This window comes from Desulfosediminicola ganghwensis, assembly GCF_005116675.2.
GTDB classification, from domain to species: domain Bacteria; phylum Desulfobacterota; class Desulfobulbia; order Desulfobulbales; family Desulfocapsaceae; genus Desulfopila; species Desulfopila ganghwensis.
Genome location: NZ_CP050699.1, coordinates 3,515,778 through 3,536,208, shown reverse-complemented (window position 1 = coordinate 3,536,208; position 20,431 = coordinate 3,515,778). Strand labels below are relative to the sequence as shown.

17 protein-coding genes are annotated in these 20,431 nt (G+C 45.9%); 11 read left to right on the top strand and 6 right to left on the bottom strand.

The annotated features are described in order from the left end of the window. Nucleotides 1-125 precede the first annotated feature (125 nt). Nucleotides 126-1,349: an LL-diaminopimelate aminotransferase gene (locus tag FCL45_RS15050; protein WP_136796710.1), complete on the bottom strand. Its 1,224-nt coding sequence runs from the start codon at nucleotides 1,347-1,349 to the stop codon at nucleotides 126-128. Nucleotides 1,350-1,676: 327 nt separating this feature from the next. Here FCL45_RS15050 and pepN point away from each other — a divergent pair, with 327 nt between their 5' ends. The 4 genes from pepN (at nucleotide 1,677) to FCL45_RS15030 (ending at nucleotide 6,297) form a co-directional block, all read left to right on the top strand. Continuing rightward, the gene (pepN, locus tag FCL45_RS15045) at nucleotides 1,677-4,307 is read left to right on the top strand and encodes an aminopeptidase N (RefSeq protein WP_136796711.1); all 2,631 of its coding nucleotides are present in this window, start codon (nucleotides 1,677-1,679) and stop codon (nucleotides 4,305-4,307) included. 42 nt (nucleotides 4,308-4,349) lie between these two features. Then, the gene (locus tag FCL45_RS15040) at nucleotides 4,350-5,117 is read left to right on the top strand and encodes a Mut7-C RNAse domain-containing protein (protein ID WP_136796712.1); all 768 of its coding nucleotides are present in this window, start codon (nucleotides 4,350-4,352) and stop codon (nucleotides 5,115-5,117) included. Nucleotides 5,118-5,217: 100 nt separating this feature from the next. Continuing rightward, nucleotides 5,218-5,937, top strand: a complete 720-nt coding sequence (locus tag FCL45_RS15035; RefSeq protein ID WP_136796713.1) for an SDR family NAD(P)-dependent oxidoreductase — start codon at nucleotides 5,218-5,220, stop codon at nucleotides 5,935-5,937. Between the two features lie 9 nt (nucleotides 5,938-5,946). Beyond that, nucleotides 5,947-6,297 (top strand): putative signal transducing protein, encoded by a 351-nt coding sequence (locus FCL45_RS15030; RefSeq protein ID WP_136796714.1) that lies wholly within the window; start codon nucleotides 5,947-5,949, stop codon nucleotides 6,295-6,297. A gap of 5 nt (nucleotides 6,298-6,302) precedes the next feature. Here the strand turns inward: FCL45_RS15030 and FCL45_RS15025 are convergent, their stop codons facing one another. The 5 genes from FCL45_RS15025 to FCL45_RS15005 all read right to left on the bottom strand — a co-directional run bounded on the left by FCL45_RS15025 (nucleotide 6,303) and on the right by FCL45_RS15005 (nucleotide 11,306). Continuing rightward, nucleotides 6,303-6,572 (bottom strand): hypothetical protein, encoded by a 270-nt coding sequence (locus tag FCL45_RS15025; RefSeq protein WP_136796715.1) that lies wholly within the window; start codon nucleotides 6,570-6,572, stop codon nucleotides 6,303-6,305. Between the two features lie 62 nt (nucleotides 6,573-6,634). Continuing rightward, on the bottom strand, nucleotides 6,635-7,669 hold the full coding sequence (locus FCL45_RS15020) for an FAD-dependent monooxygenase (RefSeq protein WP_136796716.1): 1,035 nt from the start codon (nucleotides 7,667-7,669) through the stop codon (nucleotides 6,635-6,637). 111 nt (nucleotides 7,670-7,780) lie between these two features. Beyond that, a complete protein-coding gene (locus tag FCL45_RS15015) occupies nucleotides 7,781-8,545 on the bottom strand; it encodes a succinate dehydrogenase/fumarate reductase iron-sulfur subunit (RefSeq protein WP_419174824.1) in 765 nt (254 codons plus the stop codon). A 66-nt stretch (nucleotides 8,546-8,611) separates the two neighbouring features. Beyond that, nucleotides 8,612-10,540 carry a fumarate reductase/succinate dehydrogenase flavoprotein subunit gene (locus FCL45_RS15010; protein ID WP_136796718.1) on the bottom strand — a complete coding sequence of 643 codons (1,929 nt, stop codon included), beginning with the start codon at nucleotides 10,538-10,540 and terminating at the stop codon, nucleotides 8,612-8,614. Nucleotides 10,541-10,652: 112 nt separating this feature from the next. Next, nucleotides 10,653-11,306 (bottom strand): succinate dehydrogenase cytochrome b subunit, encoded by a 654-nt coding sequence (locus tag FCL45_RS15005; protein ID WP_136796719.1) that lies wholly within the window; start codon nucleotides 11,304-11,306, stop codon nucleotides 10,653-10,655. 194 nt (nucleotides 11,307-11,500) lie between these two features. Between FCL45_RS15005 and FCL45_RS15000 the strand changes: the two genes are divergently transcribed. The 7 genes from FCL45_RS15000 (at nucleotide 11,501) to FCL45_RS14970 (ending at nucleotide 20,405) form a co-directional block, all read left to right on the top strand. After that, a complete protein-coding gene (locus tag FCL45_RS15000; protein WP_136796720.1) occupies nucleotides 11,501-12,160 on the top strand; it encodes an HAD family hydrolase in 660 nt (219 codons plus the stop codon). Next, nucleotides 12,141-13,754 (top strand): DUF445 family protein, encoded by a 1,614-nt coding sequence (locus tag FCL45_RS14995; RefSeq protein ID WP_136796721.1) that lies wholly within the window; start codon nucleotides 12,141-12,143, stop codon nucleotides 13,752-13,754. Before FCL45_RS15000 ends, FCL45_RS14995 begins: the two co-directional genes overlap by 20 nt. A 418-nt stretch (nucleotides 13,755-14,172) precedes the next feature. Further along, nucleotides 14,173-15,639: a sensor histidine kinase gene (locus tag FCL45_RS14990; RefSeq protein WP_136796722.1), complete on the top strand. Its 1,467-nt coding sequence runs from the start codon at nucleotides 14,173-14,175 to the stop codon at nucleotides 15,637-15,639. Beyond that, nucleotides 15,639-16,997 carry a sigma-54-dependent transcriptional regulator gene (locus FCL45_RS14985; RefSeq protein WP_136796723.1) on the top strand — a complete coding sequence of 453 codons (1,359 nt, stop codon included), beginning with the start codon at nucleotides 15,639-15,641 and terminating at the stop codon, nucleotides 16,995-16,997. Before FCL45_RS14990 ends, FCL45_RS14985 begins: the two co-directional genes overlap by 1 nt. Before the next feature lie 478 nt (nucleotides 16,998-17,475). Then, entirely contained in the window at nucleotides 17,476-17,718 is a 243-nt protein-coding gene (locus tag FCL45_RS14980; protein WP_136796724.1) for a hypothetical protein, read from the top strand. 111 nt (nucleotides 17,719-17,829) lie between these two features. Continuing rightward, entirely contained in the window at nucleotides 17,830-18,093 is a 264-nt protein-coding gene (locus tag FCL45_RS14975; RefSeq protein WP_136796725.1) for a hypothetical protein, read from the top strand. 356 nt (nucleotides 18,094-18,449) lie between these two features. Beyond that, nucleotides 18,450-20,405 carry a proton-conducting transporter transmembrane domain-containing protein gene (locus tag FCL45_RS14970; RefSeq protein WP_136796726.1) on the top strand — a complete coding sequence of 652 codons (1,956 nt, stop codon included), beginning with the start codon at nucleotides 18,450-18,452 and terminating at the stop codon, nucleotides 20,403-20,405. The last annotated feature ends 26 nt before the right edge of the window (nucleotides 20,406-20,431 follow it).

Sequence of the window (20,431 nt, the reverse complement as noted above, 5' to 3'; positions counted from 1 at the left end):
GGTAGAAAGCGAAGATAATAAACAAGAAAGGCGGGTTGAATAGTATTCAACTCGCCTTTTTGATGTATCGGTTCCTAAACCCGAATTACTGACCGGTTCAGGCAAAGTGCATTTTGGCCCCTTTACTAAGCCAAAGCTTCCTTGATTCTCTCCATGGCCTTCACGACATTCTCATAACTGTTGAAGGCGGAGATACGAATGTAGCCGTTTCCGCATTTACCGAAGCCTGCACCCGGAGTACACACCACACCGGCTTTATTGAGCAGCATATCGAAGAACTCCCAGGAGTCCATGTTGCCTTCAATCCAGATATATGGTGAGTTTTTTCCGCCGTCATACTTGTATCCGAGGCTGTCCATGGTTTCACAGATTAACGCGGCATTCTTCATGTAGTACTCGACGAGTTCTTTGCACTCTGCCTTTCCTGCTTCACTGTAAACAGCTTCTGCAGCTCTCTGCACAGGATAGGACACCCCGTTGAATTTAGTACAGTGCCTACGGTTCCAAAGTGTGTGGACTGAGTGGCTGTTGCCTGCTTTATCATAGGCAACACATTCTTTAGGCACTACAGTGAAGGCGCAACGGGTGCCGGTAAAACCGGCACTTTTGGAGAAACTGCGGAATTCGATCGCGACCTCTCTGGCGCCTTCTATTTCGTAGATTGATTTCGGAAGATCGTCATCCTGCACGAATGCTTCATATGCAGCGTCAAAGAGAATCAGTGCCTTGTTGTCACGTGCATAGTCTACCCAGGTCTTCAGTTCTTCTTTGGTGATGGTGGAACCGGTTGGATTATTAGGGAAACAGAGATAGATCAGGTCTACCTGCTCTTTTGGCAAGGCTGGAACGAATTGATTTTCCTTAGTTGAATCGAGGTAGACAATACCTTTAAAACGGCCATCGGCGAACTCTTCAGTGCGACCGGCCATTACGTTGGTATCGAGATAAACCGGATATACAGGGTCGGGAATTGCAATTGTGATATCCTGAGAGAATAACTCCTGAATATTACCAGTATCGCACTTGGCACCGTCGCTTATAAAAATTTCATCGGGGGAAACTTCGGCTCCGCGGGAAGCAAAATCATTTTCGGCAATGGCTTCACGCAGGAATGCATACCCCTGCTCAGGGCCATAACCACGAAAGCCTTTCTCGGTCGCCATCTCGTCAACCGCCGCATGAAATGCATCGGTACTCGCCTTGGGGAGAGCCCTGGTTACATCACCAATGCCAAGTTTAATAACTTCCTTGTCCGGATTGTTCTCTTGAAAAGTTTCGACGCGCTTGGCAATATCGGAAAAGAGGTAGGATGCCTGAAGTTTTAAGTAATGCTCATTGATTGTAATCATTGAAATGCTTCCTGTAGTGGTCTCTGTTTGAAGTTCTCTGGTTGATACTTTGCGTTAATCTTGATCACTGCTGTCCCCGATAAAATTGTTCTCTTGATATGTGCTGCTGTCGCCTAAATATAGCTGTTGGCGTAATTTCTGCAGCGGGATGGAAAGAGATGGGGGTAACTGCTTCAGAACAGACAGTTCCCATTGTTGGTAAAAACAGTGAAAATCTTGCATAGTAGATTGAATACTAACGATTATAATGGCCTTACAAACTCTGTCAATAAACAAACGTTACAATCCTGGCTGTAACCATAAAATTTAACCAAGGAGATGCCCTGTATGAAAACAGAGGAACATCGCACTATATATAGAAAAGAATATCAACCGTCGCCTTTCCTTGTCGATACCATCCAGCTTACCTTCAAGCTCGGTGCAAACCATACTGATGTAACCGCCAGAACAGAGATACGAAAAAACCCGGCCTCCCGTGACAGCGGCAAAACACTCAAGCTTGATGGCGAGCAGCTTGAATTGCTGACTATTTTTTATAACGATTTGCCGCTAACCGACCAGTGTTACGAAGTGAGTGAGAAAGGGCTGTCGATTGATGTGAGTGATGATGCCTTTGTTCTTGAAATCACTACCAGAACAAACCCGGATGCCAACACCTCACTGGAAGGACTCTATCGTTCCAGTGGCAATTTCTGCACACAATGTGAGGCAGAAGGGTTCAGAAAGATCACCTATTATCTGGACAGACCTGATGTCCTCGCCAAATTCACCACCAGGATTGAAGGGGATAAAACCTCCTGCCCGGTGATGCTCTCCAATGGCAACAAGATAGAGGAGGGCGACCTCGATGAAGACACGCATTATGTGGTTTGGGAAGACCCTTTCCCAAAACCGTGCTATCTGTTCGCCCTGGTGGCTGGTGACCTGAAATATATCGAAGACAACTTCACCACCAGATCAGGACGAGACATAGCGCTGCAGATTTATGTGGAGCAACGGAACATAGCCAAATGCGAGCACGCCATGCGCTCCCTGAAAAAGTCGATGAAGTGGGACGAGGAAGTGTATGGGCTTGAGTATGACCTTGATCAGTTCATGATAGTGGCCGTGGACGATTTCAATATGGGCGCCATGGAGAATAAAGGCCTCAATGTCTTTAATTCCAAATATGTGCTGGCACTTCCTGAAACTGCTACAGATAATGACTATCTCGGTATCGAAGGTGTTATCGCCCACGAATATTTTCATAACTGGACCGGAAACCGGGTGACCTGCAAGGATTGGTTCCAGCTGAGCCTGAAAGAGGGGTTGACCGTTTTTCGTGATCAGGAGTTTTCAGCGGACATGAATTCCAGGCCGGTTCAGCGAATTGATGACGTTCGAGTGCTGCGCACCGCCCAATTCCGTGAAGACAGTGGTCCCATGGCCCATCCGGTTCGCCCGGATTCCTATGTGGAGATTAACAATTTCTACACAACTACCGTGTATCTCAAGGGAGCTGAGGTGATCCGTATGATGCATACCCTGCTTGGTGCCGAGTCGTATCGCAAGGGGATGGATCTTTATTTTGAGCGTCATGACGGTCAGGCGGCAACCTGTGACGATTTTGTTTCTGCCATGGAAGATGCAAACGGTTATGACCTCAGCCAGTTCAAACGCTGGTACCGCCAGGCAGGTACCCCTCAACTTGCAGTAACAACGGAATTTAACGCCGATAATCAGGAATTCGTTGTTGTTATTGAACAAAAATGCGCGCCGACCCCGGGCCAAAAAATAAAGAAACCATTCCATATCCCTATCAAAATCGGCTTACTCGACCAGGATGGCAATGACATTTCAATAACAGGAGAAGATTCAATAGTTCTGGAACTCAAGGAGGAAAAAGAACAATTCAGTTTCTACGGAGTTGAAAATGAACCGGTTCTGTCATTCCTGCGTGATTTCTCTGCCCCGGTGAAGGTTGAAGATTTCCAGTCCAGGCAGGACCTGTCGTTTTTAATGGCCCATGATTCAAATTTATTCAATCGGTGGCAAGCAGCCTCAAAGCTTGCTGAATATGTTATTTTTGACGGTATATCCGCACATCAGAAGGGAGAGGGATTTACACTTGACGACGCATATGTTCAAGCCGTAGCAACCAACATCGCCAGCGGCAGGGAAACAGATAAAATGCTGCTGGCCCAGGCACTGCAATTGCCGCCTGAAACATATCTGGCCACCCAGATGGACGTTATCGATCCAGATGCTTTGCACGAAGCCAAAGAGGCTGTTGCCAGACAACTGGCAAGCAGCCTCTCTGATGTATTTCTCACGTTGTATAAGGAAAATAATGTTGCTGGTGAGTATCAGATAACTCCGGAGGCAATGGGACAACGGAGCCTGAAAAATACCGCTCTCAGTTACCTGATGAGCCTTGATCCTTTACCGCAGGAGGTGGTGGATATCTGTCTTGCTCAATATGAGAATGGGAGTAACATGACGGATGTGGTAACCGCTTTGAACTTTATCTCCAATAGCGAACTTGATGTTCGGGAAGAAATGCTGGAAGATTTCCTGGAGAAATGGCGTCAGGATCCATTGGTAACTGATAAATGGCTTATACTTCAGGCGACTTCAAAGCGTAAGGAAACCCTTGGAGAGGTGAAAAAGCTCCTTGCTCATCCGGTATTTTCAATCAAGAACCCGAATAAGGTACGTTCGCTGATCGGAAGTTTCTGCGCGATGAACCACGTCCGGTTCCACGATAATTCAGGCGAAGGGTATGCATTTCTGGCAGACAGAATTATTCAGCTCAATGAAATCAACCCTCAGATCGCAGCGCGGATGGTTTCGCCATTCACTACCTGGCGAAAATATGACAGTGAACGTCAGGCAATGATGCGAGATCAGCTTGAAAAAATTGTGAGTTTAGAAGGGCTTTCGCGTGATGTTTATGAGATAGTAAAGAAAAGCCTCTAAATTTGAAGACAATAGTCGCACAAACGGTACGCAGAACAGCACATGATTGAATCAATACTTCTCATCAAGATAATCGGCAACAACCAGACATTGCTGCCGAGGCAATATCCATGCAACGATGATGGAGTAGTGCGCTATCCTCTTAAGCGAAGGGCTTCAATGAAAGATATCATCGAAGCCCTTGGTATTCCCCATACCGAGGTGGGAGCGATATTGGTAAATGGTGTGGAATCGGAATTCGAACACATTCCGGACGCATCACAATTTATTGAAATACTGCCATTTTCGAAAGACCTCACCATCGCAGTCAATTCCCCTTTACGCCCGAAGACTCCTTTAAGCTTACGTTTTCTCGCAGACGTAAACGTTTTGAAACTGGCAAGAATCCTGCGAATGCTCGGGGTTGATACCTCACAGGCACACTCCACAAGGATTCGTGCAGTGGCTGAAAGTGCCAGGCAGCAAAAACGCATTATTCTTACCAGAAACAAAGAGTTGTTAAAGCTTAAATCCCTGGCCTATGGACAGTTATTACGTTCTGAAGATCCTGAAAAGCAGTTACGAGAGGTTCTGGAACGTTTTGGTTGTCTCAAAACAGATTCTCTTGCATTATTCAGTCGATGTCTTGAATGCAATTCTCCGCTGCAAAGAGTCAGTAAAGAAGAAGTGTTTGAGCTGCTGGAACCGCTCACCAGGAAATATTACGACGAATTCTCCAGATGCACAGGGTGCGGTAAAGTGTACTGGAAGGGCACCCATTATGAGAAAATGCTGAAAATAATAGAGCGGGTGTCTGCAGGCACCATCTGAATGAATCAAAATCACTAAATAAGTGCAGAAGCAGAACGTTGTTTCGATGACTGTAATATCCTTTAGCCAATAGCTGAAACTTTTATAAAAAGGAGAGATTATGGGAGCTGAAGTACTGATTACAGGAGTGAGTGGCGGCCTTGGCAAAGCGCTGGCTGGATTGTATCTGGAGCGGGGCTGTACCGTATATGGTCTCAGTAGAAGAGAGCCGGCCGAGTTGATGAAAGATGAAAGATTTTTATTCAGCTCTGTTGATCTGAGAGATTTTGCGGCAACCGAAGAATCTCTAAAGAAACACATTGAGACTAAAAACATAAATCTCGTTGTCCTGAACGCTGGTATCCTCGGTGATTTTGGAGATATGACCACAACCAGGCTTGAGGTGATGAAAGAGGTGATGGATGTGAACCTCTGGGTCAACAAGGTCATTCTCGATTATCTATTCCAAAATGGTGTGGCGGTACAACAGGTGGTGGCAATCTCTTCCGGTGCTTCTGTAAGCGGGGCAAGAGGCTGGAACGGGTATGGAATATCCAAAGCTGCGCTGAACATGATGGTGAAGCTCTATGCGGCGGAACGGTCAGAAACACACTTTTGCGCCCTGGCACCTGGAATAATTGATTCCGCAATGCAGGAACATCTCTGTGGGTTGGATGCAAGCAATGATTATCCTGTATTGAAGAAGCTACAAGAAGCCAGAAACACAAAATATATGCCACAACCTGCCGAAGCAGCACACATAGTAGCAAATTGCATCGACCGGCTTCCTGATGTGGTGAAGAGCGGCGCATATACAGATGTGCGAGAGTTTCAACAATAACAGAACGCTATGAAAAAAGTGTATACGGCAGCGAACCCGGCTGAAGCGCATATTGTTCGTGGAATACTTGAATCCCACAATATTATCGCAGAAGTTCGTGGCGAGGCATTGTTCAGCGTGCGGGGAGAGTTACCCATGGTTGGTGACACCTTTCCCACTGTCTGGATACTACAAGACAGTGATCACCAGCAGGCCATTAATGTTGTGACAGAGTATGACAGCAAGATGAAGGAAGAGGGGACGATAGGGGAGTATTGGGTTTGTTCCAGTTGCGGGGAACAATTGGAGCAGCAGTTCACTGCCTGTTGGCAATGTGGTACTCCCCGTGAGGATATTATTGAAAACAGGGAGTTGAAGTAGTCGTTCTAGTCTCTTTTATGACAGAAAAGACACCGGTATTTGGGCGGGTGGTTTTCTGATAGAGGAGAGGAGCCACCCTCCACGTGACAGGATACACAGTTTTTTTCTGCCTCTTTCTTGCTTTCAATAGCAAAAAACTCCTCATGCAACTCATCGTGCGGCAAAGTCGAAGTCGTTGCTTTGGGAGCACGCAATAAAAAGGTGACAATAAAAACACCGATCACCACGAAGCAGATATTGAGAATAATCATTTTTCCTTTTGAAAACTTTGGCATAGCTCCCGTTGTTTCGTTCTAAGATTAAGGTGAAAGGTAACGTTTCGATACTTTCCTGCTGACTATCTGTTTCCCATTTCGAGATTTTTGAAGTCAAGCAGCCCAGTGCGGAGGGCTAAAGCAACCGACTCTGCAAGCAGCCCGGTCAAAAGGCTGTTTCTACCTGTCAGTTTCAATGCTCTGGCATGAATCTTCTGCACTCGAACCAGTTTATGGAAATTCTTGTCATTACCTTCTATAGAGGCAAGCTGTCTGCCGATATATTCTCCTGATACAATCGCCGGGTAAATCCCTTCGCCGGTCAGCCCTGAGGCAAAACCAGCTGCATCTCCAGCCAGAAACATATTGCCAAAATCCCAACCACGATAATCGAAATTAATATACTCCGCTCTGGCCCAGTGTCTATCAAGCCTGTAGCCCCGGGTTCTGGCCCAGTCTATAAGACCGGATTTCAATTTCTGGGCTGGCATGGTTTTTCGATCAGCGTAGGCACCGATCGAAACGCTGTCGGTATGAGGAAAAATCCATCCATACCCATTTCCAAAAAAGCGATTATCCAAATGCCATTCCATTTCATTTGCATGTCGTGGTACCTGGTAGTTAATTCCCACTCCCATTGATTCTGTCGGAATTTTGAGATATCTACGAACTGCAGAGCTTGAGCCGTCTGCGCCAACCAGAAACCCGAAATCTACTTTATGCTCTTCACCGGTAAGGCGATCGAGGTAAATTAACGAGTGTTTTTTGATCTTGATAATCTGGCAACTGGCTTTGAGTACTGCGCCGGACTTTGTTGCAAGCTGAGCCATATGCTGGCCGAGTTTTTCCCGGCTTACAGTTGCAATAATTGGTTCCTTTTCGACGACTTTAGCGTGCTGTAGTCTGGTAAAGACGTGTTGGGTTGGGAATCTCTTTTCTTCTATCTGGCCTGGGATAGTGTTTATCAGACCGCTCCAGGTAATACCTCCAGCACATACCTTCGGTCCGAACCTGGATTTTCTCTCAAGCACCAGTACGTCGGTACCATTCTCAGCCAAAACTTTGGCACAGGAAAGACCTGCGGGGCCGCCGCCGGCAATTACAACTGAATACTGCATAATGTCATATATGGGGTTGAGTATGTTGAAAAAAAAAGTGCCGTACACCCGTAAACGAAAGCCTGCGAAGGATGTACGGCAGCAAAGTATACTCAAATAGCGAACTCTTTGCTATCCCTCAGTAAGGGTAGCGGTCACAAATTCCCGATTCATTCTGGCTATGTTTCGGATGGATATGGATTTAGGGCACACTATTTCACATGCCTTGTAGTTTGAGCAATTGCCAAACCCTTCTTTATCCATTGTTTCCACCATGGATAGAGCCCTTTGTTTCCGCTCGGCCTGGCCTTGCGGCAATAAGCAGAGCTGGCTGATCTTGGCGCTGGTAAAAAGCATCGCCGCCCCATTGGGGCAACTGGCAACACATGCGCCACAGCCAATGCAGGCAGCGGCATCCATTGCAAGCTCTGCTGTTTCTGAAGGAATAGGGGTGGCGTTGCCATCAGGAACTCCGCCGGTATTCACCGATACGTATCCACCAGACTGGACTATCCGATCCAGAGCGGAACGATCTACGACCAGGTCTTTTCGGACAGGAAAAGCACGCGAGCGAAACGGTTCGATAACGATAGTATCGCCGGATTTGAAGTTGCGCATGTGCAGCTGGCAAAGGGTAACTTCCTTTTCAGGGCCATGTGCTATACCGTTGACGACAGAACCGCACTGCCCGCAAATCCCTTCCCGACAATCATGGTCAAAAGCAACAGGGTCTTTTCCCTCCTTGGTCAGCTTTTCGTTCAGCACGTCAAGCATTTCAAGAAAGGACATATCGGTACTGATATCGTCTAAGTTGTAAAATTCGAAGTTGCCAAGCGCGTCATTATTTCTCTGGCGCCAGATCTGTAGTGTGAGGTCAATGCTGCTCATATTAGCCACCTGTTTTAAAATCGAATGCGATTAGGAAAGTTGGTATCGACACTTTCTGAGAACCATGGTTCGCCATTATTTGTAACTTCTCTGGCTTGGGGTAACGTTTTCAAACGCGAGTTGCTCCTTGTGCATTACCGGAGCTTCATCTTCACCCTTATGTTCCCAGACACTAACGTGTGAGTAGTTGTTGTCGTCACGTTTGGCCTCATTTTCTTCAGTCTGGCTCTCTTCTCTGAGATGGCAGCCGCATGATTCTTCTCTTTCCAGCGCATCGTGAATCATCACATCGGCAAATTCCAGGAAATCTGCTACTCTTCCGGCTCTTTCCAGGGACTGGTTCAGGTCTTTGCCGGAACCGGGTACATATACTTTGTCCCAGAATTTATCCTTAATGGCTGGCAGAGCCTCAAGAGCATTTTTCAACCCCTCCTTGTTGCGGGCCATACCGCAATTATCCCACATAAGTTTGCCGAGCTCTTTATGGACCTCATCTACTGTGACGGTACCTTTGGGTCCTTTATCTGAGTTTTTGAGAATTTTGCTGATCCGGTTGTTAACCCGTTCACGGGATGCCAAAAATTCTGAATTGTCGGCTGTTACTTTATCAATCGGGGTAGAACCAAAATAATTGGCGACTGCAGGCGAAACAACAAAATAGCCATCCGCCAGTCCCTGCATCAAGGCGCTTGCACCCAATCGGTTGGCACCATGGTCTGAGAAGTTGCACTCACCAAGGGCAAAAAGACCTGGAATTGTGGTCATCAGGTTATAGTCAACCCAGAGCCCGCCCATTGTATAGTGCACAGCTGGGTAGATCATCATTGGCTCGTTTACAGGATTGGTGTCGACAATTTTTTCGTACATCTGGAAAAGGTTGCCATACTTCTTGAGAATGGTCTGTTCGCCATCTCGCTTGATTGCATCTGCGAAGTCAAGATAGACAGCAAGGCCGGTCGAACCGACACCTTTGTTGAGGTCGCATTGTTCCTTGGCGTTACGGGAGGCAACATCACGTGGTACCAGGTTTCCGAAACTCGGATATTTACCTTCGAGGTAATAGTCACGCTCCGACTCAGGTATCTGGGCAGGTGGTCTCGTGTCACCTTGTTTTTTCGGCACCCAGACCCGGCCATCATTTCTCAGACTTTCACTCATGAGAGTGAGTTTTGACTGATAATCTCCATGAACCGGAATACATGTCGGATGAATCTGTACAAAGCATGGATTGGCAAAACCCGCGCCATGCTTGTGGGCACGCCAGGCTGCAGTAACGTTACATGACATGGCGTTGGTGGAGAGGAAATAGACATTACCATAGCCGCCGGTGCAGAGCAGCACGGCATCTGCACTGTGACTTTCAATTTCACCGGTAATATGATTGCGAACCGTTATGCCACGGGCTTTGCCATCTACTACGACCAGATCCATCATCTCCCGTCGGGGGTACATCTCTACTTTACCGGCATGTATCTGGCGTGAAAGGGCGCTGTATGCTCCAAGCAGCAGCTGCTGACCTGTCTGGCCCCGGGCGTAGAAAGTACGACTTACCTGGGCGCCACCAAAAGACCTGTTAGCCAGAGTGCCGCCATATTCCCTGGCAAACGGCACTCCCTGTGCAACACACTGGTCGATAATATTGTTGCTCACCTGGGCGAGACGATACACATTAGCTTCACGGGCCCGAAAGTCACCGCCTTTAATGGTGTCGTAAAAGAGTCTGTAAACCGAATCGCCGTCGTTCTGATAGTTTTTTGCAGCGTTGATGCCGCCCTGGGCTGCAATGGAGTGTGCACGGCGCGGGCTGTCCTGAATACAGAATGTTTTTACTTTATATCCTTGTTCTGCGAGAGTGGCGGAGGCGGCAGCGCCGGCGAGTCCTGTTCCCACCACAATCACGGAGAATTTTCTACGATTTGCAGGGTTGACAAGCTTATTGGCAAATTTATGATTATCCCATTTTTCTGAGAGGGGGCCTGAAGGGATATGAGAATTAAGTTCCATAGTATAAAACCTTGACGTGTTTTTAACCCGGATGTAAACATCTTCGGGCAGAGGTTTAGAGTATGTTTGCGTGTCTAGGTATCAGACCACACTGTTTTTTTTAGATCCTGGATTAAAAATTCGATCCCAGACCGGTCATGAAATAGAGTGGTATTCCGCCAAACATAATGAGGAAAAACGCTGGAACGATATACGTAAGTTTGTCAATTGCGTCGTTGTAGCGAGGGTGGTTGGCTCCCAGAGTCTGAAGCATAGACCAGAAACCGTGCGTCAGGTGCAGTGCCATCGCTGCAAATGAAATGAGGTAGAAGAGGCTGTAGAAAAAGCCGCTGAATCGCTCTTTAACCAATTCTGAAATTGGCATCTCACCTCCGGAAAGGGTGAAACCTGAGACATGAACCAGCAGAAACAATAACAAAAGAAGACCGGAATAGGGCATGGTCTTTGCCGCGATTGATTTCTTCTCTGTCACGATTTCAGCCTGTACAGCATAGCGTGAGCTGTTGACCTCTCTGTTTTGAAAAAACAGGTAGAGGCCGAAGCCGATATGCGCGGCAAGAACCGTAAACAACGATGTAGAGAAAATAAATACCAGTACAGGGAGGCTGTGCAATGCATCAGCATAGTGTTGAAATGCCGACGCACTCAGGTAGATTGTGACATTACCGAAGACGTGGGTGCAGAGAAACAGCACCAGTAACAAACCGGTAATTGCCATGACATACTTTCTTCCGATGGACGTTTTGAAAAAATTGATGAACCACATGAAGACACCCTTGAAGCTGAAGGTTTAAGGAAGCGTACAATGGTTGACATCGGTAATAGTTCTACAGTTTAAGTAAAAATGAAAGTACTTTCTGACTCGGAATATATCAGTAATTCAGATGATTATAATAATGAAATTGGTTAGGTCGAACGCTTTGCCGAGCCATTCACCAATCCCTTTTTGAGAATGATGTTATGAATTGTAAAGCTGCAATCTTTGATCTTGACGGTACCTTGCTCGATACCCTCCATGATCTGGCATATGCCGGCAACAGCGTATTGATGAAGCGGGGTTTTCCCCAACACCCTGTCGAGTCATATAAACATTTTGTTGGCGATGGCTTAAAGGTGCTGATGGAAAGAATTACTCCAGCTGATGTTGATGAGAGTGAAATTCAAGCCTGCTGTTCCTTGTTCAATGAAATCTATGATAGCTGCTGGGATGCGAATAGCCGCCCATATCCCGGTATTATCAAAATGCTTCATGAATTGAAGAGTCAAGGCATCCGGTGCAGCGTTCTCTCGAACAAGCCGCATCAGTTTACCAGGATTTATATCGATCGTTTTTTCAACTCAGACGATTTTGAAGTTGTCTTTGGTCAACGTGAAGGCGTTGAGAAAAAGCCTGACCCGGCCGGGGCCATAGAGATAGCGAATATTATGCAGGTTGATCCAGCTCAATGCATTTACGTTGGCGACACCTCTGTGGATATGCGAACGGGTAAATCAGCTGGTATGTATACCATAGGTGTTCTCTGGGGCTTTCGGGAAAAGAAAGAGTTACAACAGAACAACGCCGATATAATTGTTTCAAGCCCTGAGGAGATCGTTGAATATGTCCTTGCTACCAGTTGAACTCGCACCTTACCTGAAATATGCTGCACCGCCCCTGGTTGGTGCGTTCATTGGCTATTTAACCAATCGTGTCGCCATCCGCATGCTGTTCAGGCCACTCAAAGAGTGGCGGGTTTTCGGATTGCGCGTGCCTATGACTCCGGGTGTCATTCCCTCCAAAAGGGCCCAACTTGCTGATAACATGGGTGAGGTTGTCGGGGATCATCTGCTCACCAGCACAGAGATTGGTAACGCGCTCAAAGAAGATAAATTCCAACAACATTTGCTCAATGTTATCTCTGAAAGGGTAGGGGACATCCTCCACCGGGATCTCGGGTCCATTGCCGAGCTGGTGCCGCAAAAATTCTCGATCTACTTTGATCTGGGCCTCAGGACAGTAAAACATCAGCTTAAGGAAAATGTTCATGAGTTTATAGACTCAGACGACTTTGAAGAGCAGATTGGACAGGCTATCGAAAATAAGTTCGAGCATATTCTGGACCGTCAGGTCGGTGACATGCTGAACAGTGGTCAGCGTGACTTTGTCTACGGATTTCTTGAGGAATCTTTGCAGAGAATGCTGGCAAGCCCGGTTATGGAGGAATGGGTTAATGAGTTTGTACGCCAGAAGGTGTATGAAACTTTGCAGCAGGAGAAATGTCTGTCGGAAGTTCTCCCTGAAACGCTGCTTGAGCTGATTGAGACCTCTATACGTCAACAGACTCCCAATATCCTGAAAAAGCTCGCCGAAATTCTCAAAGACGAGCAGGTACGAACAAATATAGTTCAGGGCGCCTGTGGTGGAGTTGAGAGTTTCATTACTTCTCTTGGTCCCATGTCTGCCATGGTGCAGAATTTCATCAGTATGGAGACTGTGGAGGTCAAGATCAGAGAATACCTCGATGAGAAAGAAGAGGATATTCAGAACTGGCTTGGGTCAGAAGAGCTCCAGGAGAAGGTTGGGGCGATTTTATCAGAGAGATTTGCACACTTTTGCACCACGCCACTGGTCAAACTCATAAATACAGCAGATGCCGATAAGGTTGATACATTCTGCGCTACTGCCTCTGCGCAGATTTCTGCTCTGTTAAGAGAAAAAGAAGTATCAGTGGCTCTCTCGGCTATGATCAAGAATAATGTTGAGACTCATCTTGATGATGGCAATGTCCGTATCAGAACGCTGCTCTTTGATTTCTTCGGCCCAACAGGTTCGGTTACAGCGAAAAACTGGGCCAAGAAAGAATGTGTGAGCCTGCTGCGCTCTGCTGATACCAAAAAAACGCTTGATGCACTGCTTGAAAGCCTGGTCGACACAGTAGTTCATAAGAAGATCGGCAAAATATCAAATGTGCTGCCAGGTGATGTCCGTAAAGAAATTTACCTCTCAATCCAGAAAATGGCCTCCTCAATGCTTGAGAAAGAGGTTCCCGGTCTGGTCGACTCACTTGATATCAGACAAATTGTTGCCGATAAGCTGAACTCGCTGGATTTATTGCGCCTGGAACGGTTGCTACTTTCGATTATGGAAGAGCAGTTCAAGTATATCAACCTCTTTGGTGCCTTGCTTGGTTTTATATTAGGTTGTCTGAATCTGGTGTTTCTGCACCTCACGTAATTTCTGAAATCAGGGATACTCAAAAATGTTACATTTCTGATCGGTTTTGTTACTGTAAGTATGCCAGTTGTGGTTCAGTATTCAGAATTTAGAAGTGTTGATTCTTAGGCTTAATCTGTTTTTTCTGCCTGAAGATTATCCCAGTTCTGCACAGATCATAATATCTTGATATTGTGATCTGTCGCATCCGGTGTTAATTACTTGCCTGAGAATGTACTTTTTCAAGGTAGCTTTTTATCTTGTCATGTCCACCCGTTTCCCTTTTCGCCTTCAGGCCCGGGGCTGCCCCACATACAGAATCATTCTTCCACGATTAAGCTGGCAAAATGTGCTGAGCATAATTGATTTGGTGGGCTAATGGTCTGCTCTGGCTGGAAGAAGATTATTAGTTAACGACCTTCAAAATATTGCAGAAATAATGAAACTCTTCTATCACATCTTCGGCTATCTTCTTCTCGGCATGATCATCCTTATTGTAACGGATGAATATTTGAGTTTTCATGCAGAAGTAAAGCAATTCGAAGCAGACATGGTTACTAATGCCGTGCAAAACGGCAACAGCATTTCTGGTATGATTGCTCATGTATGGAGGGAAAGTGGTGAAGAAAAAGCGCTTGAATTGATACGTGATGCCAGTAGTTCCGGAACAATTGATATCCGCTGGGTATGGGCGGATAGCTTTCCTGATAATTCAATGATGGCCGGCAGTGATAAAGAGCAGCTGGAAAAATTGACATTACAGGAAACAACTACCTTAAAAATTCATGACAAAAGAGGGGAAATTCTCCTCTATACATATGTTCCTGTAGATATAGGGCTGAATCGAATCGGGGCACTGGAGTTACGCCAGTCGTTTACTGCTTTAGAGCTGTATTCTGGTAGAATGCTGACCCGTGCAATCATCATTACTGCTTTTCTTGCCGTCATATGCGGCGTAATTCTGTATCTCTTTATCAATAATAAAATACGTGTACCGCTTAATCGTCTTACAAGTCAGGCTAAACGGATAGGACAGGGTGATCTCAGAGTAGAGACCGATATTGCTGGTAATGATGAACTTGCTGACCTGGCAAGAACCATGAACGATATGTGCTCAAGTCTGATCATTGCCAAAGAGAAAATTAAATTTGAGTATGATGCCCGTCTCAAAACTTTGGATCAGCTTCGTCATACTGAGCGGTTATCTACATTTGGTCTCATCTCAGCAGGAATAGCCCATGAAATCGGAACGCCGCTGAATGTCGTTGACGGCAGAGCAAAAATGATCATTAACGAAGATTTGCGTGACGAGGAAATAAAGGAATGTGCGGCGATAATTAAAAGCCAGGCCGAGCGAATGACGCTTATCATCAGGCAATTGCTCGATTTCACCAGACGTCCTAAACAGCAAATTTCAAAAGAAAATATTGCTTTTCTTGTGAAACAGATATTTCAGTTACTTCACCCTATGGCAAGTCGACAGCATGTGTGCTTCAGTTTTAACAGAAGCGAAGATGCCGAAGTTGAACTGAGTGTTGATGGTTCACAAATTCAGCAGGTTTTGATTAACCTGCTGATGAACAGTGTCCAGGCAATGCCCGATGGCGGAACCGTTTCAGTCAATATTACAAATGAAATGCTGAAGGCTCCCCTTAAAGCGGATCAACTACCACAAAAATATATAAAAGTACGAATTGTTGATGAAGGTGAAGGAATCTGCCAGGAGGATATTGAACATATTTTCACCCCATTTTACACAACTAAAACCGTTGGCACCGGCACAGGCCTTGGTCTTTCAATTGCCCACGGCATTGTAGAAGAACACAGCGGCTGGATAGACGTCGAGAACAGTATCCGAAACGGTGCATGCTTTTCAGTGTACCTCCCTATGAAGGAGAATAAATAATGAGCGGGAACATTCTAGTCATTGAGGATGACCAGGATATGTGTGATCTGTTGACAGCAGGACTGAGCCGGCGGGATTTTTCTGTCAAAACGTTTGTCTCAGGTAAAGAAGGGCTTGCTTCTGTTGATCTGCATTTAACAGATGTGGTGCTTGCCGACATAAACCTGCCGGATATTAATGGTCTTGATATCTGTAATGCAATTGTTAGCAATATGCCTGATATCCCGGTGATAATGATGACTGCTTTCGGCAGTATGGATACAGCAATTGCTGCGATCAGGGCCGGTGCCTACGATTTTGTCACCAAACCATTGGATCTGGATATTCTGGCATTGTCACTTAAGAGGGCTGTCCGGTATCGCAACCTGCAGCAAACTGTAAAAAAACTCAGTAATGCTGCTAGACAACCGCTGCACTTTGATAATCTCATTGGTGAAAGCCCTGCGATGGAAGAGCTGTTCTCGCAATTGAGTCGAATTGCAGACTCGGAAGCATCGCTGCTGATAACCGGCGAAAGTGGTTCTGGTAAAGAACTTACTGCCAGAGCCGTGCATACGCATAGCCGAAGAAAAGATCATCCCCTGGTGACAATAAATTGTGCAGCGATGCCGGCACAGCTATTGGAGAGTGAACTTTTCGGACATAAAAAAGGAGCCTTTACCGATGCCAGATCACACAATAAGGGCCTATTTCTCGAGGCGGATGGCGGCACGCTCTTTCTTGATGAGGTGGGGGAGATCCCTCTCGATTTGCAACCGAAACTCTTAAGAGTTCTGGAAGAACGCTGCGTCAGACCGGTTGGCGGAACGACGGAACGTCCTTTTAACGTCCGGATAATTGCGGCAACCAATCGCGATCTGGAATCTGCTGTTGAAGACGGGGTTTTTAGAGAAGATCTATTTTACAGGCTTAATGTCATCCAGATCGAGATGCCGCCGCTACGCTCCAGAGGGGCGGATATTCTCCAATTGGCCAGAAAGTTTGTGGAAAATTTTTCAGCCAGACAGAACAAAGCGGTTACAGGTCTTTCAGATGGTGCTGCCGAAAAACTGCTTGATTATTCATGGCCGGGTAATGTTCGTGAACTCCGAAATGCCATAGAGCATGCTGTAGCCCTGACACGCTTTGATAAGATTGTTCCTGAAGATTTGCCGGAAAAAATACGGCTGTTCAGAAATGATTATTTCCTGGTAGGCGATCAGGATCCCATGGAGCTTATTTCTATGGAAGAGATGGAACGGAGGTATATCATGCATGTCCTCAAAACCACAGGCGGCAATAGAACATTAACCGCGAGAATTCTGCAGGTTGACCGAAAAACACTGTATAGGAAATTACAGCGATATGAAGAGCAGTAATTGTTGAGAGCTGATCGCCAAAACAGCCCAACACATAATAGGACCATATTGCTGACGCCGGGGCATTTTGCCACTGTGGGGTAAAATGCCCCGTTGTGTTTTCCCGGCAATTCCAATGATCCTCATTTAACAAAATACCTGAGCGAGATAGAGCTATACGGTTTGGAACAGCCTGCGATTAGGGCCGAGTTGTATATATTTCAGCAGTAAATTCAATTACCTGCAATAGCTTGCTTCACAATCGCTCTTTCATCGGGGCATCCTGCCCCATATGTACGTTATTCTTCTCTCGTATCATCAGTTATCTCTCCTAGATCCTGCAGTATCACGACAAATCCCCCCCAACTACCTGTAATGGTATGTATAAATACCTCACAATAACAATCTGCTAGCTGCTTCCGTATTGGTAGTGGCACGCATATTGCATCAATTCCTCGGATGCTCAACATTTAAAACTTGCTTTCCGGAAAGGTTGAACGTGAAAATTATCATCGGCATTACTCAGGAACCGGCAAAATTAAAAGAATTTCTTTTTCTGCACCATGGGAAATCAGGGTCAGTGACAGAGGTTGGTCCGTTTCTATCAAAAATGGACGCGCTTAACTGGCTGGTTTATCTCAAAAGTGTGATAGGAGATTTTGAGGAAATAATTCCAAAACTGCAATCGGGTAAAGATTCGATCTGGTATGGATTTACCTATGAAGAAGTTGCAGATATTTGATGATGTGATGCACGTGCATTGTGAATAGTGAGTGACGTTATTCTGAATATTGCTCGAAACTGAATCAACCATATAGATGTTTAATCACAGCTTTCCACAAAGGAAACCATAATGACAGTTCTTATTGGAATCACTCAGGCCTCGGAGAAAACAGAGCAAAAGATTTTCACAGAATTTAAAGGAGTCGGAACAACGGCGATAGTTGGTCCGTTCAAGTCCTCAGATGAGGCTTCAAACTGGATGCATTTCATGATGTCGCGCTCCGGCGCGTACAAACATATTCAGTCTCCTTCTTCTGACGTCGGAGAGCATTGGTATGGGTTTACCTGCGAATGCATCGAATCTACTGATGATCATCACCAATCTGCTGTCTAATAACCCGCCCCTCTGCAAATGTTCAATATTCCTTTCAGGGGGAACCGGGGGACTGGAGAACGAACTAAAATATAATAATATAAATTAAATATACAGAAACTATGACATTTTCAGAAACTACAACATGGAGGGTAAATGGCACTAATATGCTGACACAATGGGCCGCACAGGCAACACAACATTCACCATAGGTTATTTAAGGCTATCTTCAATAGAGATTTTCCTTCGGGTATCTGCGTTATGGAAAGCATTTCGTGAGAGATTCCAATCTCTGACAATGTTTTTCTATGCCTTGAACCCTGATCGAATAACCCGCTATTTCAAGATATCCTCAAGATTTATTACCACGAGGAACGATGGATACCTTTCTACTTTCACTTACTGTTTTACTCGCCGGCGGGCTATTTGCACTACTGACCTACCGACTGTTCAGCCTGATGAAAGCAGGTTATATCGCTATCACTGCAGTTGGCTGCCTGATAGGATTATATGCAATCGCAACACCCCTGCAAGGGGGAGAAATTGTTACATTTTCCGTATCATGGCTGCACATTTTCACATTATCTTTTTCACTTGATCCGCTTTCAGCCTTTTTTCTCATCCCAATTTTCGCTGTCTGCCCTCTGGCAGTAGTCTATAGCTTTAGCTATATGGATCACCCGGAGCAACAGGGAAGAGTAGGGGTGAGTTTTTTCTTTTGTACCTTACTTATTATTTCAATGGCACTGGTGGCAACAGCGGATAACATTATCAGCTTTGTCCTGGTGTGGGAGTGCATGTCCCTCTCCTCATTCTTGCTGGTACTTTTTGAATATCAGAAGATATCTGCACGTAAAGCAGGGTATATCTACTTTATATTTACCCAGGCAGGAGCACTGTTTATTTTTGCCGCAATGGCGATGGCATACAGCCATACCGGCACATTCGATTTCTCATCTTTTTCTACGATTCCTGCCAATTTTAAAGTCATCATATTCTTTCTTGCTCTGGTTGGATTTGGCTCCAAGGCCGGTATTTTCCCTCTGCATATATGGCTACCATATGCCCACCCTGCAGCACCAAGTAATATCTCGGCGGTGATGTCGGGGGTGATGATCAAGATGGGTATTTACGGCATCATCCGTCTTTATGCGCTCCTCGATGTCACTGAACTGATTTTTGGCGAGGTTGTTCTGAGTCTTGGTATCATTTCTGGAATACTGGGTGTGGTGTATGCGCTCGGTAAACATGATTTGAAAAAACTTCTCGCATATCACAGCGTTGAGAATATCGGTATAATCCTGATCGGTGCCGGTATAGGTATGATCGGTATTTCATCCAATAATATGGTCATGGCTAGCTTCGGTTTTGCCGGCAGCCTTCTCCATGTGCTCAACCACTCAATTTTCAAATCGCTCTTGTTTCTCGGCGCCGGAGCGGTGCTGCAAAAAACCGGAATTAGGCATATCGATCAGCTTGGCGGTCTGATGAAACGCATGCCGACAACAGGTAAGACGTTTCTGACTGGTTCTATTTCTATCTCCGGTCTGCCTCCGTTCAACGGTTTTGTGAGCGAATTTCTTATCTACTACGGTGCCTTTCACGGAATCACCCTGAATGGTTCTTCCTTTATTTTTGTGATGCTCGCTATTCTCTCACTAGCGATTATCGGAGGATTAGCCGCTGCATGTTTTACCAAAGTCGTAGGCGTTGTTTTTCTTGGTGAACCACGGACTGAAAAGGCGGCTAATGGCTCTGAGGTAGGTATTGCAATGACTGCACCGATGATTTTACTGGCTGCGTCATGTCTGCTCATCGGCCTGTTTCCAGCACCTTTTGTCGATTTGGCCTTTATGGGGCTTGCAAGTGTCAAAGCTCTTGCTCCTGTCGGTGCTGAGGAAATTGCGGTGGTAACGGCAAATCTTGCTCTGGCAGCGCGGTTGTTTCTGGCACTGTTTCTCATCTGCGTATTGCTGCGCAAGGTACTGTATCTTCGCAAACAGATTTCCAGGGGGCCGACATGGGGCTGTGGTTTTACTCAGCCAACCGTTCGAATGCAGTATACCGGTACATCATATGCAATGAGTATTGTCGATTTTTTCCGTCCCTTTGTTCTGATCAGGACCAGATATTCCGGTATTAATCGGATTTTTCCGGGTCGAACAACGTATGAATCACGGGTAGATGATATTGCCGAAGTGGCACTTGTCGACAGGATAGTCACTCCTCTTCTCTACCTTATAGGCAAATTCCGCTGGATACAGCATGGATATATCCAGCTGTATATTGGCTATATTGTCGTGACTATCATTGCGCTTTTGCTGTTTTTCTAGCTGCGGAAAGAATTGCATTTTCATAC